We start from the raw sequence: 16,123 nt of genomic DNA, 5'->3' as shown, positions 1-16,123 counted from the left end.
CCGGCCATCCGCTGACTCCAGTATCGGCAGGAGCGTGGCCGCCGCGGCAGAGCCATTGGTCCCCATTCCCGGGCACCCATCCCGGCTTGAGCCGGCCGCCGCGGGGGCTTTTGGCACTGGCACGGTACGGCCCGGTTCCGCCACTCTGGGGAGGAGAACCAGGAGGAATAGGCGTGGAGGTCGAGGGCAAGGTCCATATGAGCCCGCCGCCCCGAACGGGCTTCCTTGCCCGTTGGGTCGGGTGGGTAACCCTTGGCGAGAGCCTGGGCTTCCTTGCCCCGGTCCTTGCCGAGTACATCGGGGCCAACGCCTGGCCTGATGGCGTGCCGCTGCTCCTCGTACTGGCAGGCTTTGCCGAGGGGGCGGTCCTGGGTTGGTTCCAGGTGCGGCTCCTCCGAACCCGCCTGCCTGGCGTCGCCTCCCGCCCGTGGGTGCTGCTCACGTCCGTTGCCGCCGGCTTTGCCTGGGCCGTCGGGTTGCTGCCGTCGGCCTCGCCGGCATGGGAGGACTGGCCGGTCCCGGCACGGATTGCGGCCGGGTCGCTGGCTGCAGTCCTTCTGCTTGGCTCGATCGGGTCGGCGCAGTGGATCGAGCTGCGGCACCATGTGCCGCGGGCGTGGCGCTGGATTGGCGGAAGCGCGGCCGCGTGGGCGGCCGGACTGGCGGTGTTCATGGCGGTTGCCACCCCCTTGTGGGAGCCCGGGCAGGCGGCATGGCTGACGGCCCTCATCGGCGCCGGGGCGGCAGTGCTCATGGCGGTCGCGATGGCGCTGGTGAGCGGACTGGTCCTGGTCCGCCTCCTCACGGAGAGCCGCCCGCAGGGTCACCGGTCTTAGCAGCTTCGGCGCCAGAGGCTGCGGCGCTAGAACCCGCGGCGCCGAAAGCGCTTGTCCACTGCGACGACCAGGGATGCGAGCACTGCCAGGCCCAGAATGCGCAGCCAGGCTCCGCCGTCGATCGGGGCGGTGTGGAAGAGGTCGTTCATCACCGGTGTGTAGGTGAGGGACAGCTGTCCGGCTGCCTGGACCAGGACGCCGAGGATCACCCACCGATTGCTGAAGGGCCCGATCCGCCAGGCTGGCCGGGTCAGCGAGCGGCAACTGAAGAGATAGAAGACTTCAACGGCCACGAAGAGGTTCAAGGCAGCGGTCCGGGCTTCGGCAACGGACGCGCCAACGCTGAGTTCATGTTCAAAGAGCCACCAGGCTCCGGCGACCATGAGGGCGGAAACCAGCAGGATCCGAAGTGTCAGGGTCCATGTCAGGAGGGGGCGGTCCGGTGGCCGGGGCGGACGGGACATGAGTCCCGGCTCCTTGGGCTCGAAAGCCAGCATCAACCCGAGAGCCACCGCCGTGGTCATGTTGATCCACAGAATCTGGGTGGGCAGGATGGGCAGCGTCCCGCCCACCAGGATGGCCACCAGGATTACCAGCCCTTCTGCCATGTTGGTGGGGAGGGTCCAGACGATGAACTTGGTCAGGTTGTCGAAGACGTTCCGTCCTTCTTCGACGGCCGCCTCGATCGTGGCGAAGTCGTCATCGGTCAGGACGATGTCAGCGGCCTCCTTGGCCACCTCTGTTCCCGAACGTCCCATGGAGATTCCAACGTCCGCCTGCCGCAGCGCCGGGGCGTCGTTTACGCCGTCGCCCGTCATTGCCGCAACGTGTCCGCGCGACTGGAGCGCCCCGATGAGGCGGAGCTTCTGCTCCGGTGAGACGCGGGCGAAGACCGTGGCGCGTTCGACGGCGTCCGGCAAGCGGTCAGCCGGAATGGCGTCCAGCTCCGCACCGGTTAAGGCGGTGCCGTCGCGGTGGTCGGAGGCCAGGCCGACGGCCGCGGCGATGGTCATGGCAGTCCGGACGTGGTCACCCGTTATCATCTTCACCGCGACGCCGGCGCGCTGGCAGGCGTGGACCGATGAGGCGGCCGCTTCACGCGGGGGATCGAGCATCGCCTGGAGCCCGGTGAGGGTCATCCTGCCGCGCAGAGCCGTTGCGGTCAGGGCACCGCCGGGCACGGGCAGGTAGAGGATGGCTGTGGCGAGCACCCGCAGCCCGGTGTCCGCGAGCGCGTGCGCCGCCGTGAGGGCAGCATGGTGGTGCAGCGGTGCGGTGCCGCCTTTTCCGTCCATCTGGAAACCACAAAGGTCCAGGACGCGTTCCACGGATCCTTTCACGAGGACGATGCTGCGGCCGTCCGGGGGACCTGGCGGATGCAGCGTGGCCATGAACTGGTGCTCGGAGGCGAAGGGCATGGCGGCCTGCCGGGGGCGTGCTGCCAGGAACCCCGCGACGTCCACACCGCCCTTCCCCGCTGCCACCAGCATTGCCGCCTCGGTGGGGTCCCCCCGCGACCGCCAGGTGGTTCCCTCGGGAAAGACAGTGGCGTCATTGCACGCGCCTCCGGCAAGGAGAGACCAGTAGAGCGCGAGGTTGTCGGCCGTTGCCACCGGTTGGGCAGCCTTCTCCGGCTGGCCCGCAGGGTGGATGTGCCCCTCCGGGCCGTATCCGGAACCGGTGACCCGGTAGCTGCGTTCCGGAGTCCAGATTGCCCGGACGGTCATCTGGTTTTCAGTGAAGGTGCCGGTCTTATCGGAGCAGATCACTGTGGTGCTCCCCAGGGTCTCCACCACCGGCAGGCGGCGGACCACGGCCCGCCGGCGGGCCATCCGGCGGACGCCTATGGCCAGCGTCACCGTGACGGCGGCGGGAAGGCCTTCCGGGATGGCACCCACAGCGAGGGCGACGGCGGCAGTAAACATCTGCGCAGGCTGCTCGCCGTGTGCCACCCCGGCGAGGAAAGCCACTGCGGCCAAAGCCAGGATGGCAACCGTCAGGGTCCCGCTGAACCGTGCCAGCTTCTGGGTCAGCGGTGTGGCCACAGGCTGGACGGATCCCATGAGCCGGTGGATCTCGCCGAGCTCTGTTTCACCGCCGATGGCGACGACGATCCCGGCACCGGTGCCTGCGGTCACCAGTGTGCCGCTGTAGAGCATGTTCCTCCGGTCAGCCACCGGCGTGGCCCGGGGAAGCACCACCTCGTCCTTGGAAACCGGTTCCGATTCGCCGGTCAGGGCGGACTCGTCCACGCGCAATGCGGACAGCCGGACCAGGCGCAGGTCAGCCGGTACCTTGTCGCCTGCTTCCACCAGCACAAGGTCCCCGGGAACCAGGTCCTCCGAGGGGATGTGGTGCCTGCTGCCGCTTCGCATCACCGCGGCCTTGGTGCGGACCAGCGAATGAAGGGCATCCAGGGCCGCTTCCGCCCGCACCTCCTGGATGAACCCCACCAGTGTGTTGACCAGCACCACCGCAAGGATGACGCCGGTGTCCAGGAATTCGCCCAGGATTGCGGTGACGGCGGCAGAGGCCAGCAGTACATAGACCAGCGGGTTATTGAACTGCCGCCCCAGTTTCCGCAGGACGCTGCCGCTGCGGGACCTTGGAAGCACATTTTCGCCGAATTGCGCCCGTCGCTGGCTGACCTGCTCCTCGTCCAGGCCCCGGACGGCATCACTGCCGAGCAGCAGGACGACTTCGTGGAAGGGCAATCCGTGGTGGGCGGGCTCCGGCGCTTTGCTTTGTGCATCGCCAGCCACTGCACCGCCAGGGCGTGGCCCCCTCTGGCCCTGGCGCGCGCCGGCGGCTTGTCCCTGCCCGGCCTTGGTTTGCCTGATCTTCGCCATGGTGCCGGGGTCAGCTTCCGGGCAGGGCGTCGAGGGTGGTGAAGCCGTAGCCTGCGGCCCTGATCCGGTCGATGGTTTGCGGCAGCGCGTCGGCGTCCAGTGTGGTGGCGTCGTCAGGATTGGAGCCGATGTGCATCAGGATGATCTCGCCTGGCTGCAGCCCCGCCAGGATCCTGTCCACGACGGACTGAACGCTGGCGCCACCACTGGTGCCCTTCCAGCCCAGCGTGTCCACCGTCCACCGGACCGCGACGTAGCCGAGGCCGTTGACTGCCGCAATGGTCCGGCTGTCACGCTCTCCGTAGGGGAACCGGAAGAACGGCCTGGGATCGGCACCCGCCGTAAGGATGGTCTGCTCCGCCCCGCGCACTTGTTGGGCAATGGCACCCTCGGTGAGGCCGGTGAAGCCGGGGTGCGTCATGGAGTGGTTTCCCACCCGGTGCCCGGCTGCCGCGATCTGCGCCACGCCTTGCGGGTTGTTGGCGGCCCAGTTGCCGGTCAGGAAAAACGTGCCCGTGGCACCTTTGGCGGACAGGGTGGAAAGGATTTTGGGCAGTCCGGCCGCGTTGGCTCCCGCGTCGAACGTCAACGCAACAACACGCCCCGCCCCGGGGATCACGGTGAGGTCCTGGCCGGCCAGCGATCCGGGGAAGGGCGCGGCGGGTGCCGGCTCCGCGGGGGCCGGAGGCTCCGGAGGTACCGTGACGGGCGGTTCAACGGGAGCCTCGCCGGCTTCCGGCGTCCCGGTTTCCTGGGGCGCAGCGACGGTGGCGGAGCCGCTGGGGCCCGGTGGGGACGACTCGGCGGGCGATGCCGGCGGGGAGGCCAGGGAGGCGGACGGCGTTGCCGCCGGGGCGGTGGGCGAAGCCGGCGGCGCGCTGCCGGCGCCCGGCCGCAGCAGGACGGTAAGGACTGCGGCGAGGAGCGCCAGGGCGAGCACCACCACGACGGCGACGGCCCGGCGTCGTACCTCCTTGCCCGACGCTGCCATCACGGACCCCGGCGCGCTGTCCCGCTGGTGCCCACGGCTTCCTCAGGAAGCCCTGTGCGCTTTCTCGGGGGTGTGGACCACCAGCACCGGGCAATGGGCGTGGGCCACGAGGGCCGAGCTGACCGAGCCGAGCAGCAGGCCGCCGAAGCCGCCATGGCCGCGGCGTCCCACCACCATCATGTCGGCGTTCCGGCTGGCCTCGATGAGTGTCTCGCGCGGATGTCCGCGCACCAGCGTGACGGTCACGTTTGCCGGCGTTTCGTCGCCGAAGGCCGTCTTCACCGCCTCGTCGAGGATTGCTTTGGCCCCTTCTTCGAAGTGCTCGATGCCCATCATGACGTAACCCGCGTACATTTGCGGGTACTCCCAGCAGCCCATGGCTTCCACCTTGGCACCCAGGGAAGTGGCAAAGCGCTGGGCCTGCCGAAGCGCCTCAACTGACGGTTCCGATCCATCCACACCCACCAGGATCCGGGCAATTGGTGCTCCGGCAACACTCATGTCAGCTCCCTTGTTTGTCCGGTCCGGTCACCTGCAATCATGCCGGGCCAGGGCCGCCGGGGCTAGGGCCGAAGGTCATAGGAGGCTCGGCGGCGCCCAGGTCCAGCCGGAACGGCGGGTACTCGTCGCGCATCAGCGCCGTGTAGACGATGACCCGGTAGATCCACCGGTTGATGCCAAGGATCAGGTCGAACAGGGGGCGCAGGTACCGGCCAGTGAACAGCAGGGCGACTGCCGCGATCAGGACCAGCAGCCCCAGCAACGACAGGCCGGAGCCCCGGTCGTACGTGGTCCCAAAGAAGTTTTGTTCGGCTTCCCACCGCCAGGCGGTGCCTGCGAAAGCGGCTACCACGAGCAGGTGCGGAATGGCGAGCAGCCACCACTTGATGAGGACCAGGCCCCGGGAGAGGCGTTGCGGGTAGTCCACCTCGAAATCCGCCGGATAGTTGGTGCGGGCCAATGTGAAGGGCGGGTAGACGTCAGTACCGACGGCCGCATAGGCGTAGAAGGCCACCCGCCAGTTCCAGCGGAGCACGCCGACGTTGAAGTCGAACAGCGCCCGCGGATACCGGCCGGTGACCAGGATGGCGAAGCCGGCCACGATGGTGGTGACGATGAATGCAAACCACAGGAAGAACAGAATGATGAAATGCGGGATGGCCAGGAACCACTTCACGAGCCACATCCAGCGGGAGAGGCGGGGATCGAGTTCCCCGTAGAGCCGTGCCGGGTAGGGCGCGAAGTCAGCCGATAAGCCGCCGGGCGGGGGCGGGACGGCTCCTGGCTGGACGGATTCTGGCGGGACAACTCCGGGTGGAATTGCTCCGGGCGGGACTGCTCCGGGTGGAATTGGTCCGGGCGGCACTGCAGCGCCGGGCGAACCGGGTGGGGCCGCTCCCGCCGGCGTTGCCCCTGGCCCCGCCGGACCGGCGGGGTAGGGGCTGCCGGGAGGGGCACTGCCTGGATACGCACTGCCTGGATACGCGCTGCCGGGATACGCGCTGCCGGGATAGGGGCCGCCGCTGGCATACGGACCGCCCTGGTAAGGCCCTCCGGGGTAGGTGCTGCCGGTGTAGGGACCGCCTGCCGGCGGCCTGGCCGGCGGACCCGCGTGCCGCCCGAGCCCCATGGCCCCGAACACAATCAGGGGGATCCCGATCAGGAGGGCGATGGTTCCGCCCACCAGCAGGCCGGTGGCTGCCGGCCCGATCAGCTCGGACCGGAAACCGGCCTGCATCCGGACGTCCACCCCGGAGGAGGCATCAGCGTTCATCACCACGATTTCCCAGGTGCCGGCCGCGAGGTCCCAGGTCAGCTCCTGCTGCCCCGGACCTGACACCGAGGTGGCCCAGAAACCCTGCCCGGCAGGCGGCGTGGCGGGTGTGTCCCCGGGGATGTCGCGGTACTCCGCACGGTCGCCCCGCCGGAAGGCATTGAGCAGCTCCGAACGATGGACGCCTGAGAGGTAACGCTCGACGTCCGCCTGCGGGCCGATGCCGATGAACACCTCCTTGCCCGGTGATGCGGATTCCGCCCGCAACCGCAGCGTCCCGATGTCGAAGGGAACCCTGCCCGGCACGTCTTCGCGGAAAGTCTCCATCCGTGGTGACGTGATTGCATAGGAGCTGACGGAAAAGCGGTTGGTACTGGACGTCAGGTACCCGTCGCCCTGGGCGGCTCCCACGGCTGACGCCACGGCACCGCCCGCCAGGGCAGCCAGGCCCGGCACAGCCAGCAGGATCCCGAGAATGAGCATGATGATGGCGGCGGGCTTTTTCATGGTGTGGTTCCTTGCGCCTGGGAAACTCTGCGTGGAAGAAGGAGCTGGTGGGAAAAGGCGCAGCTGCGGCTGCCTACTAGATCTGGTTCTCGCCGGCCTCGGTCCTGGTGATGACGGTGGGGCAGGGGAGGTGCCTCAGTACGCCGTGGGCGGTGGACCCGAGGAGAAGGCGCTTGAAGGCGCCGCGGCCGCGGCTGCCCACCACCAGCAGCCGCGCACCGGACGCGGCATCCACAAGCGCATCCACCGGTCCGCGCTCGGCCTCGAGCCGCTGGTGAACCGTGAGGTCCGGGTAGTCCTCCTTGAGCCCGGCGACGGTTTCGGAGAGCACGATCCGTTCTTCGTCGACGGCCAGGCTTGCCAGGGTTGCCGTTGACAGGCCCGCGTCGATAACAGGATTGGGGACGTTGATAGCGTAGACAACCGTCAGTTCCTCGCCGTCCCGGTCCGCTTCCGCTGCGGCAAACGCGACCGCCTGGGTTGCTTCAGGGGATCCGTCCACGCCGACCACTACGCCCGTCCTGCCCTCAAGGTCCTGGGTTCCGACGACGGCGACCGGGACCTTCGCGCCCGTTGCGACCTGCAGTGCACGGTCGGCCAGCGTGCCGCCGAGGTGGCCGCTGCCGGAGCCGACCACCATCATCGACGTTCTTTTGGAGTACTTGGCCAGTGATCCACCCACGCTGCCGGTGAGGAGTTCGGTGCTGACTGCCGGTTCAACCCCGTCCAGGCGGGCGGCAGCCTTCTGCAGGAGTTCCTGGCCGACCTCCTGGAGGGTGCCGAACCAGGGGTAGGGCTCCGCTACCCAGCGGTCGTCCACAACATGGAGCAGCACCAGCGGCAGGCCGGCGCGTTTTGCCCGGGCGGCCGCCCAGAGGACTGCGGCCTGGCTCTGGGCCGAATCATTGGTGGCCACAGCGATTGGTTTACGGGTTGTCATGGCCGCACTTCCTGATCTGTTCGAAGGGTCCAGTAATGGGCAGGGCACCTCCAGGCGCCCGGACCGCAGCCCAGCCATGCCGTGGTCCTGCCCTTCAAGACTGGCTCCGGGCGCGGCGGGGCTGTAGGGCCAAAAGTCACAGGACTGGATAATCCGGCTACGGCGCCAGGCCCGCCTTGGGGTCAATGTGCCGTCGGCGGTTCCCACCGGCAGCATTTGGTCAGTATGCTTACTAACGTCCTCCGAAGAGAAAGGCACCATCATGACTGAACAGAACCTGCCCGACGACGAACTGGAAGTAGTGCAGGAAGACGACGTGCTTCTCGACCAGGCGCCCGGTGCCGCCTCTTCCCTCGAACTTGATCCGGTCTCGGGGGAGCCCGACAGCTATCCGGGGGCCGCGGAGAACAACCCGGACCGCTGGCAGGAGGATCCGCTGCTGCAGGACGAGGCGGTTTCCGGCGAAGAGGAAGACTTCCTCAGCGAGCAAACCCTCCGTGATGAGACCGCCCGGGCACGGTATGAAGCCGGCGACGAGCAGGTGCCCCCGGAGGCGCCCACGCTCGGAGAGGCGGCGGCAGACGTCGACTTCGGCGAAGTGCCTGCCGGCCTGGAAGCGGACGGCAGCGACGACGAAGAGAACTTCGGGGGCTCCCCGCTCAGCGAGTTCGAGCCTGACGACCTGGAGCGCTGACGGCCACCACCCGGGGCGGCGCGGCAGGGCAGGCGAGGAGACGCCATGAAAACGAACGAACTGCTGGCTGACGCCTTCGGGCGCATCCAGGCAGTGGTAACGCAAACCCTCGACGGTCTCGATGAGGCCGCCCTGCAGCGGCGGCCGGCGGGCACCGGCAATTCCATCGCATGGCTGGTCTGGCACCTTGGCCGGGTGGAGGATGCCCAGGTGGCTCCGGCTGCCGGGCTGGAACAGGTCTGGACGGCCCAGGATTTCGTGTCCCGCTTCGGGCTGCCGCTCTCCCGGCAGGACACCGGCTACGGCCATACGGACAGCCAGGTGGACGCGGTACGTGCGCCGCGGGCTCTCCTGCAGGAATACTACGACGCCGTGCACCAGCAAACGGCCGCCGTGCTGTCAGGGCTCCGGGACTCCGACCTTGACCGCGTTGTCGACAGGAACTGGGACCCGCCGGTGACTTACGGGGTGCGGCTGGTGAGCATCCTTGCCGATTGCCTCCAGCACGCCGGCCAGGCCGCTTACGCCAAGGGGCTGCACGGAGGGAAAGTGGAACGGGCCGGTGCGTGAGCTGGTGGTCCTGGGGACTGCCTCACAGGTGCCCACGCGGGCCAGGAACCACAACGGCTACTTCCTGGGTTGGGACGGCGAAGGCCTGCTCTTCGACCCAGGTGAAGGCACCCAGCGGCAGATGATCCACGCCGGCGTTTCTGCCACCCGGATCACCAGGATCTGCCTGACCCACGTGCACGGCGACCACTGTTTTGGCCTGCCGGGAGTGCTGTCGCGGATGGCCCTGGACGGCGTGTCCCACCCGGTGCACCTGCATTACCCGGCGGCCGGCGAAGACGTCGTCCGGGCCCTTCTCTCCGTCAGTTCGCCAGGCATAGACCTGCGGCTGCACCCCCATGGTTCAGCCGGGGCGGTGGCCGAAGGCCTGGAGGTCCGGCCCCTCAAGCACCGGATCGAGACGTTCGGTTACCGGCTCACCGAGCCGGACGGCCGCACCTTCCTGCCGGAGCGGCTTCAGGCCGCCGGCGTCGCCGGACCGGACATCGGGCGGCTGCAGCGCGGGGGCAGCCTTGAAGGAGTGCCGCTCGAGGAAGTGAGCATTCCGCGGCCGGGCCAGCGCTTCGCGTTCATCATGGACACCGCGCCTTGCGCCGGCGCCGACGAACTCGCCGCCGGGGCCGACCTGCTGGTCACGGAATCAACGTTCAGCGACGACGACGGCGGGCTGGCTGAGCAATACCGCCACCTCACCGCCGGGCAGGCGGGGGAGTTGGCGGCGGCCGCGAAAGCGCGCACCCTGGTGCTCACGCACTTCTCGGCGCGGTACGGCGACGATGTCTCACTGCTGGCGGCCCAGGCGAAGGCGCGCGCCCCTGCTGCGGCGGTGGTGGCCGCGGAGGACCTGCAGCGCATCGCCGTTCCACCCAGGCGTACCGTGCCGGGATTTACGGCCCGGTCCGGGTTCACGCCCCGCGCGCCCCAGAACGAACCACGGAGATAGGGTTAAAACATGACGGCAGCAGCTGAATCCACGCTCACGCTCGACGGCAAGTTCGCCCGCGAACTGGCCGAACTCGCCGTTCCCTGGCAGGCCGAGGAAGCCCCGGCTCCGGAACTGCTGGTCCTTAACGAGGCGCTGGCCGCTGATCTGGGCCTGGACCCGGGCTACCTCCGCAGCCCCGAAGGCGTCCGGCTCCTGGTGGGCAACCATGTCCCGGACGGCGCCACACCGGTGGCGCAGGCATATGCCGGGCACCAGTTCGGCGGGTACTCACCCCTGCTCGGCGACGGGCGCGCCCTGCTGCTGGGTGAGCTGACTGACCGCAGCGGACGCCTCCGCGATATCCACCTCAAAGGCTCCGGCCGCACTCCGTTCGCCCGCGCCGGGGACGGCCGTGCCGTCGTCGGGCCCATGCTGCGGGAGTACCTGGTCAGTGAGGCCATGCACGCCCTCCGGATCCCCACCACGCGCTCCTTGGCGGTCGTGGCCACCGGGCGGCAGGTGCGGCGCGACGGGATGCTGCCGGGGGCCGTCCTGGCCAGGGTGGCGGGCAGCCACCTGCGTGTTGGCAGCTTCCAGTACGCGCGCGCAACGGAGAATATCGGCCTGCTCCGGAGGTTGGCGGACCACGCCATTGCCCGCCATTACCCTGACGCTGCGAAGGTCGAAAACCCCTACCTGGAACTGTTCCGGTCCGTGGTCTCGGCCCAGGCTTCCCTGGTGGCCCGGTGGATGCTGGTCGGATTCGTGCACGGAGTGATGAATACGGACAACATGACCATCTCCGGAGAGACGATCGACTACGGCCCGTGCGCCTTCATGGACGCATTCAACCCGGGCGCCGTCTACAGCTCAATCGACGTCAGCGGACGCTACGCCTACGCCAACCAGCCCGTCCTTGCCGAATGGAATCTCGCCAGGCTCGCCGAGGCGATGCTGCCGCTGATCGACGAGGACCAGGAGAAGGCGGTAACGCCGGCGGTGGAGGCCCTGGGCGCATTCCGCGGGCAATACAGCGCCGCGTGGTCCGGCGGCATGAGGGCCAAGCTGGGCATCCCCGAGGCCGCGGCCGCCGATGAGGCTGCCTCGGCCGTGGTGGACGGGGCAATCGCCATCCTCAAGGACGGCCCCGTCGACTACACCCTGTTCTTCCGGAACCTCGGCAAGGCTGCCCGCGGCGACCTCCGGCCCGTCCGCGGCATGGTCCTTGACCTGCCGGCCTTCGATTCCTGGGTTGAGCGGTGGCAGGCCCTGGGCCCCGACCAGGAGCTGATGGACAGCGTGAACCCGGCCTATATTCCGCGCAACCACCTGGTGGAAGAAGCACTCGCGGCCGCCACCGGGGGAGACCTGGACCCCCTGCGCCGGCTGCTGGAAGCGGTCACTGAACCCTTCACCGAGCGGCCTGGGCTGGAACGCTACGCCGAGGGAGCGCCCGAAGACTTCGGGAGTTACATGACCTTCTGCGGGACCTGAACGCAGAAGGGCGGCGGCCGGAAATCCCGGCCGCCGCCCTTCTTCGACGCGCGGTGGTTAGGCCACGCGGACGGCGGAGTAGCCGCCGAGCCAGCTGATGGAGTGTACCTCGGTGGTGTAGCCGTTGACGCCGCCGCTGACCACCTGGCCGTTGCCGGCGTACACGCCCACGTGGCCGGAGGTGATGATCAGGTCACCGGGGGCCGGGCTGCCCACCACGCTGCCGTACTGGAAGAACTGGGTGGGGGCGAGGTCGCCCACCGACTTGCCCACGGAGCGCAGGGCCTTTTCCACCATGGCCGTGCAGTCCTGCTGGACACCCAGCTGGCCGTAGGCCGATGCGAGGATCGCGGCTCCCGTGCCGGTACCGGTGGAGGCCGGGGTGGCCGAAGCGTAGGACATGTTCATTCCGGTGTTCACCGGAGTGGACGCAGCTGCCGCCGTAACGGGTGCCGGGGCGGGAGCGGGTGCCGGGGCGGGTGCTGCCGCAACGTATCCTGCCTCGGGGATCTGGATCTGGTCACCCGGGTAGATGATTGAGGACAGTCCCAGTCCGTTGGCGGACAGGACGTCGTTCAGGCCGACACCGTAGGCTGACGCGATGGCGCCAAGGGTATCGCCGGAAACCACCGTGTGGACGGTGCCGGCAGCGGCGGCCGGCGCTGCCACCTGCGCGGCGGGCTCGGCGGTGGCCTCGACGTTAGTCGTGGTGCCCGGGGCGGTTACACCTGCGTGGGCCGGCGCACCGACCCCGAACGCAATGCCGGATGCTGCTGCCACTGCGAGCGCCGGGCGGCCCAGCGAGCGGGCCTGGGACTTCGCTGTCACGGCGAGGCCCTCGAGCACAATTGAGCGGGCCGGAGTCGCGCGGTGACGGGCTGCATTGGAAATTTTTGACACGGTTGATCGCCTCTCCCATGCCTGCGGGGTGAGCTGTCGGGTTCGGGCTGGAGATGCCCGGCCGAAAGCACCCCGCAACGGACGGAGGCGCTATTCGACTTAACCCCAAGGCCTCAAGAGGCCATGGAAATGTGGTTCCCCCGTCCCTGCCAGCTGGAAACGATCGAATCCCGGGTCAGCGGCAGGGCTCGGCAAGCTGATGGGAATGTCCCGTCTGGGAGGGACACCATTCGACCATAACCCGCTCTCGGGTCAATTGTCACATTTGGATAACATGCGAGGTTTTCCTCTCGCATTAAGCAATCGTTTTGATGCGCGACTTCGCCTGTTACTGCAACGTGTTCATGCATGCCTTGGTAACGCTTCCGCCACGGTCTCCTGCCAAGCCATGCAAGCACCCGGCAGGCTTCGGAACTATGCCCCTGATCGTGACCAAGATCAAGGTCCTGAGGGGGCGCTAGGCTTTCCCTATGCCAGACGTTGAACGGTTCCGGGTGCTGCTCGAGCAGGAGCGGGAGCGGAGGTCGGCTTTGCTGCCGGCGCTCCGGGCGGATATCGCGGCGGCGAATTCAGCGCGCCAGGACTCCAACGTCGACGACGAGCACGACCCCGAAGGTGCAACGATCGCCTTTGAACTCTCCCAGGCCGCAGCGCTCCTGAAGCAGAGTTCGGCGGGGCTTGACCAGGTGGAGGCCGCCCTGGCCCGGATCGGCGACGGTACTTACGGTATCTGCGCGGTGTGCGGGGAGCCCATCGCCGAGGGCCGGCTGGAAGCCCGGCCGTGGACCCCCTATTGCATCCGGCATGCGGCAACGGGGCGTGGGCAATGAGCGGCGCCACGGACACGGTGGCCGCGGCCGCGGAATTCATCGACAGGACCCTCCAGAATGAGGGTGCCTGGTACCGGGCGGACGACGTCGGCAGCCGGCTGGGCGGGGCCCTCGCCTCCTACGGCTCATCCGTCGGGGCGGTCCGCGGCACCGTGCGCGACGCCCTGCGAAAATTCAAGGCCCTTGACCACGACGGCACGGTCATGCTTGCTTCGGCGCTCTGGGGCCAGCCTAAACCCGGAGCCCGGCCAGTGTTTGAGCGGCGCCTGGCCGCCGTCGTGCTGCTGCAATCCAAAGTCCGCGGGCTCCGGCATTCGGACCTGACCCGCCTTGAAGGGTTCCTCCGCTCCGCGCTGGCCCAGGAGCTGGTGGAGCCGATGATCGCGGACGTCCTGGTGCCGCTGCTGGCGGGACTGGGGGAACGCGAACGGCAGCGCGCCGACGTTGTCCTGGCAAGATGGCGGGAAGATCCGCAGCTGCAAGCGGCCGCGGATGCCCTTGAGAAGGACCTGACCCTGAGAAACGCACCTGGGAGATCCAATGAATGAACCGTTTGACCTCGCCCGTTTCGTCACCGCCCAAAACCGCGGTGGAACCTATGAGCAGGCGCTGGGGGAGCTGCAGGTGGGCAACAAGACCGGCCACTGGATGTGGTTCGTCTTCCCGCAGATCGCCGGCCTGGGGCGCAGCGCCATGTCCCGCACCTACGCCATCGCATCCCTGGCTGAAGCACGCGCCTATCTGGACCACGACGTCCTCGGCCCCCGGCTGCTCGAATGCGCGCAGGCCCTGACCAACCACCCCGACCGGTCCGCCGAGGATATCCTGGGCGGCATCGACGCGCAGAAGCTGCGGTCCTCCATGACACTGTTTCTCCGGGCGGCGCCCGGAGAAACAGTGTTCAAGACCGTCCTGGCCCAGTTCTTCGACGGCCAGCCGGACGAGGCCACCGACGCGCTGCTTGCCGAACAGGAAGCCGCCGGATAAGCGGCAACGGCTACGGCGTGGGGCTGCCGCCGTTGACGTTGAGCGTTTCGCCCACCACGTAGCTGGACTCCGGCGACGCGAGGAAGACATACGCGGGTGCCAGTTCGGCGGGCTGCCCGGCCCGGCCCAGGGGAGTGGACTGGCCGAACTCGGGCAGTTCCTCCTTCGGCTGGCCGCTGCTCACCTGCAACGGGGTCCAGATGGGGCCCGGAGCCACCGCGTTCACCCGGATCCCCTTCGGTGCCAGCTGCTGCGCCAGCCCCTTCGTGAAGTTGTTGATGCTGGCCTTGGTGGTGGCGTAGTCCACCAGCGTGGGCGAGGGGTTGTACGCCTGGATCGAGGTGGTGTTGATAATGGTGGAGCCCGGCGGCATGTGCGGCACCGCAGCCTTGGTCAGCCAGAACATGGCGTAGACGTTGGTCTTCAGCGTGTGGTCGAACTGTTCATCCGTGATGTCCTGCAGGTCCTTCTGGGCCACCTGCTTGCCGGCGTTGTTGACCAGGATGTCCACCCCGCCCAGGACGGCAACGGCGGTGTCCACCAGGTCCGTGCAGGCCGCAGCGTCCTTGAGGTCGCCGGGGACCTTGATTGCCTTGCGACCTGCCGCCTCAATGATTCCGGCGATCCGTGACGCGTCTTCCTCTTCCTGCGGCAGGTAGGAGAGCACGACGTCGGCGCCTTCCCTTGCGAAGGCAATGGCGGTTGCCCCGCCGATGCCGGAGTCCGCGCCGGTCACGATGGCACGGCGGCCTTCCAGCCGCCCGGTGCCGCGGTAGGTCTCTTCGCCCAGGTCGGCCTTGGGCTCCAGTTCCGCGTCCAGGCCCGGCTCGGGCTGGTGCTGCTCTGGCGGGGAGATCTTTTCGTAGGCAGTCACGGGGTTGCGGAAGGTGTACTGGTCGGTCATGCGGTCCTCCTCTTCGGCGCAAAAACTAAGCATGCTTACGTTTTCCAGCCTAGGCAAACATTCCGCCGCTGCCAAGCCGTTCAGCCGCGCCGCACCTCCACCAGCCTGACCTCGGCGAGCCGCCCGCCGTCCACGGCCGCTTCCATGTAGGTACAGGCCGGTTGCCGGCGCCGGTCCGTGGGGGAGCCGGGATTCAGCAGCCGGAGCCCCCCGGACGAGGTGGTGTCCCACGGGATGTGGCTGTGCCCGAACACCAGGACGTCCGCGTCCGGGAACAGCGCCTCGCAGCGCGGTTCGCGGCCCTTGGCCGGCCCCGTCTCGTGGACCATCGCGAACCGGACGTCGTCCAGCGTGATGCGTGCCGTCTCCGGGAGCCGCCGGCGCAGTTCCGGGCCGTCATTGTTGCCGTGGACACCCAGCAGCAACGTGCTGCGTTCCTCGAACTCATCCAGCAATGCCGGCTCCACCCAGTCTCCGGCGTGGAACACCACGTCCGCGGTTTCCACCGCGGCCCACACCTGCTCCGGCAGGTTCCTGGCGCGCTTGGGCACGTGGGTGTCGGCGATAAAAACCAGTTTCAGCGGCATACCGGAATCCTGCCACGGCTGCCCTGTTCCCGCAGGCCGCCGAGTCGTAATCTGGGGGCTGGGAGGTGATTGCCATGGAGGCAGCCCAAGGCGACCGCATCGTGGTGCACGGACGGACCGTGGGGTCCGCGGACCGGCACGGGGTGATCCTGGAAGTCCGCGGCCAGGGCGGGGCCCCGCCCTATGTTGTCCGCTTCGATGACGGGCATGAGACCGTCATGTACCCCGGCGGCGATTTCGCCGTCGAACGCGGCCACGCAACCTGACACCTGCCGGCACCTGACGTCAGGCAGCCCAGTACCCCTGGAGGGAGGCGCAGTTCCTCTGTAAGCCGG

General features: G+C 68.5%; 17 protein-coding genes and 1 riboswitch. Of the genes, 9 read left to right on the top strand and 8 right to left on the bottom strand.

Annotated elements, in window-relative coordinates:
* Positions 1 to 173: 173 nt before the first annotated feature.
* Positions 174 to 836, top strand: a complete 663-nt coding sequence (locus AC3IMC_RS03005) for a hypothetical protein (RefSeq protein WP_490916958.1) — start codon at positions 174 to 176, stop codon at positions 834 to 836.
* A gap of 26 nt (positions 837 to 862) precedes the next feature.
* On the opposite strand, the gene AC3IMC_RS03000 is transcribed toward AC3IMC_RS03005, so the two are convergent.
* The 5 genes from AC3IMC_RS03000 to AC3IMC_RS02980 form a co-directional block, all read right to left on the bottom strand.
* Positions 863 to 3,598, bottom strand: a complete 2,736-nt coding sequence (locus AC3IMC_RS03000; RefSeq protein ID WP_490916957.1) for an HAD-IC family P-type ATPase — start codon at positions 3,596 to 3,598, stop codon at positions 863 to 865.
* A gap of 97 nt (positions 3,599 to 3,695) precedes the next feature.
* Complete coding sequence (locus tag AC3IMC_RS02995; RefSeq protein ID WP_490916956.1) at positions 3,696 to 4,676, bottom strand: polysaccharide deacetylase family protein; 981 nt, start codon at positions 4,674 to 4,676, stop codon at positions 3,696 to 3,698.
* Positions 4,677 to 4,718: 42 nt separating this feature from the next.
* Positions 4,719 to 5,177 carry a universal stress protein gene (locus AC3IMC_RS02990; RefSeq protein ID WP_490916955.1) on the bottom strand — a complete coding sequence of 153 codons (459 nt, stop codon included), beginning with the start codon at positions 5,175 to 5,177 and terminating at the stop codon, positions 4,719 to 4,721.
* Between the two features lie 37 nt (positions 5,178 to 5,214).
* The gene (locus AC3IMC_RS02985; protein ID WP_490916954.1) at positions 5,215 to 6,957 is read right to left on the bottom strand and encodes a DUF4389 domain-containing protein; all 1,743 of its coding nucleotides are present in this window, start codon (positions 6,955 to 6,957) and stop codon (positions 5,215 to 5,217) included.
* A 76-nt stretch (positions 6,958 to 7,033) separates the two neighbouring features.
* Positions 7,034 to 7,897 (bottom strand): universal stress protein, encoded by an 864-nt coding sequence (locus AC3IMC_RS02980; protein WP_490916953.1) that lies wholly within the window; start codon positions 7,895 to 7,897, stop codon positions 7,034 to 7,036.
* Positions 7,898 to 8,159: 262 nt separating this feature from the next.
* Here AC3IMC_RS02980 and AC3IMC_RS02975 point away from each other — a divergent pair, with 262 nt between their 5' ends.
* The 4 genes from AC3IMC_RS02975 to AC3IMC_RS02960 are packed head-to-tail and all read left to right on the top strand — an operon-like array spanning position 8,160 to position 11,580.
* On the top strand, positions 8,160 to 8,591 hold the full coding sequence (locus AC3IMC_RS02975; protein WP_490916952.1) for a hypothetical protein: 432 nt from the start codon (positions 8,160 to 8,162) through the stop codon (positions 8,589 to 8,591).
* Between the two features lie 45 nt (positions 8,592 to 8,636).
* Positions 8,637 to 9,161 (top strand): mycothiol transferase, encoded by a 525-nt coding sequence (locus tag AC3IMC_RS02970; RefSeq protein ID WP_490916951.1) that lies wholly within the window; start codon positions 8,637 to 8,639, stop codon positions 9,159 to 9,161.
* Complete coding sequence (locus tag AC3IMC_RS02965) at positions 9,154 to 10,104, top strand: ribonuclease Z (protein ID WP_490916950.1); 951 nt, start codon at positions 9,154 to 9,156, stop codon at positions 10,102 to 10,104. Before AC3IMC_RS02970 ends, AC3IMC_RS02965 begins: the two co-directional genes overlap by 8 nt.
* A 9-nt stretch (positions 10,105 to 10,113) precedes the next feature.
* Positions 10,114 to 11,580 carry a protein adenylyltransferase SelO gene (locus AC3IMC_RS02960; protein ID WP_490916949.1) on the top strand — a complete coding sequence of 489 codons (1,467 nt, stop codon included), beginning with the start codon at positions 10,114 to 10,116 and terminating at the stop codon, positions 11,578 to 11,580.
* Positions 11,581 to 11,637: 57 nt separating this feature from the next.
* Here AC3IMC_RS02960 and AC3IMC_RS02955 read toward each other — a convergent pair whose 3' ends face one another.
* Positions 11,638 to 12,480 carry a LysM peptidoglycan-binding domain-containing protein gene (locus tag AC3IMC_RS02955; protein WP_490916948.1) on the bottom strand — a complete coding sequence of 281 codons (843 nt, stop codon included), beginning with the start codon at positions 12,478 to 12,480 and terminating at the stop codon, positions 11,638 to 11,640.
* Positions 12,481 to 12,483: 3 nt separating this feature from the next.
* A riboswitch (cyclic di-AMP (ydaO/yuaA leader) is annotated at positions 12,484 to 12,674 on the bottom strand.
* Between the two features lie 276 nt (positions 12,675 to 12,950).
* Here AC3IMC_RS02955 and AC3IMC_RS02950 point away from each other — a divergent pair.
* Genes AC3IMC_RS02950 through AC3IMC_RS02940 form a run of 3 tightly spaced genes read left to right on the top strand, consistent with a single transcriptional unit; the run spans position 12,951 to position 14,297 of the window.
* The gene (locus tag AC3IMC_RS02950) at positions 12,951 to 13,310 is read left to right on the top strand and encodes a TraR/DksA family transcriptional regulator (protein WP_490916947.1); all 360 of its coding nucleotides are present in this window, start codon (positions 12,951 to 12,953) and stop codon (positions 13,308 to 13,310) included.
* Positions 13,307 to 13,858 carry a DNA alkylation repair protein gene (locus AC3IMC_RS02945; protein WP_490916946.1) on the top strand — a complete coding sequence of 184 codons (552 nt, stop codon included), beginning with the start codon at positions 13,307 to 13,309 and terminating at the stop codon, positions 13,856 to 13,858. The genes AC3IMC_RS02950 and AC3IMC_RS02945 overlap by 4 nt, the downstream gene beginning before the upstream one ends.
* Positions 13,851 to 14,297: a DUF1810 domain-containing protein gene (locus AC3IMC_RS02940; RefSeq protein WP_490916945.1), complete on the top strand. Its 447-nt coding sequence runs from the start codon at positions 13,851 to 13,853 to the stop codon at positions 14,295 to 14,297. The genes AC3IMC_RS02945 and AC3IMC_RS02940 overlap by 8 nt, the downstream gene beginning before the upstream one ends.
* Before the next feature lie 10 nt (positions 14,298 to 14,307).
* Here the strand turns inward: AC3IMC_RS02940 and AC3IMC_RS02935 are convergent, their stop codons facing one another.
* Positions 14,308 to 15,201 (bottom strand): glucose 1-dehydrogenase, encoded by an 894-nt coding sequence (locus tag AC3IMC_RS02935; protein WP_490916944.1) that lies wholly within the window; start codon positions 15,199 to 15,201, stop codon positions 14,308 to 14,310.
* Positions 15,202 to 15,281: 80 nt separating this feature from the next.
* Positions 15,282 to 15,788 carry a metallophosphoesterase family protein gene (locus AC3IMC_RS02930; protein WP_490916943.1) on the bottom strand — a complete coding sequence of 169 codons (507 nt, stop codon included), beginning with the start codon at positions 15,786 to 15,788 and terminating at the stop codon, positions 15,282 to 15,284.
* Positions 15,789 to 15,862: 74 nt separating this feature from the next.
* Here AC3IMC_RS02930 and AC3IMC_RS02925 point away from each other — a divergent pair, with 74 nt between their 5' ends.
* Positions 15,863 to 16,054: a DUF1918 domain-containing protein gene (locus tag AC3IMC_RS02925; RefSeq protein WP_454485310.1), complete on the top strand. Its 192-nt coding sequence runs from the start codon at positions 15,863 to 15,865 to the stop codon at positions 16,052 to 16,054.
* Positions 16,055 to 16,123: the final 69 nt, after the last annotated feature.

Source organism: Arthrobacter sp. E70 (genome assembly GCF_058266945.1).
This window is presented reverse-complemented; position numbering and strand designations above follow the sequence as displayed.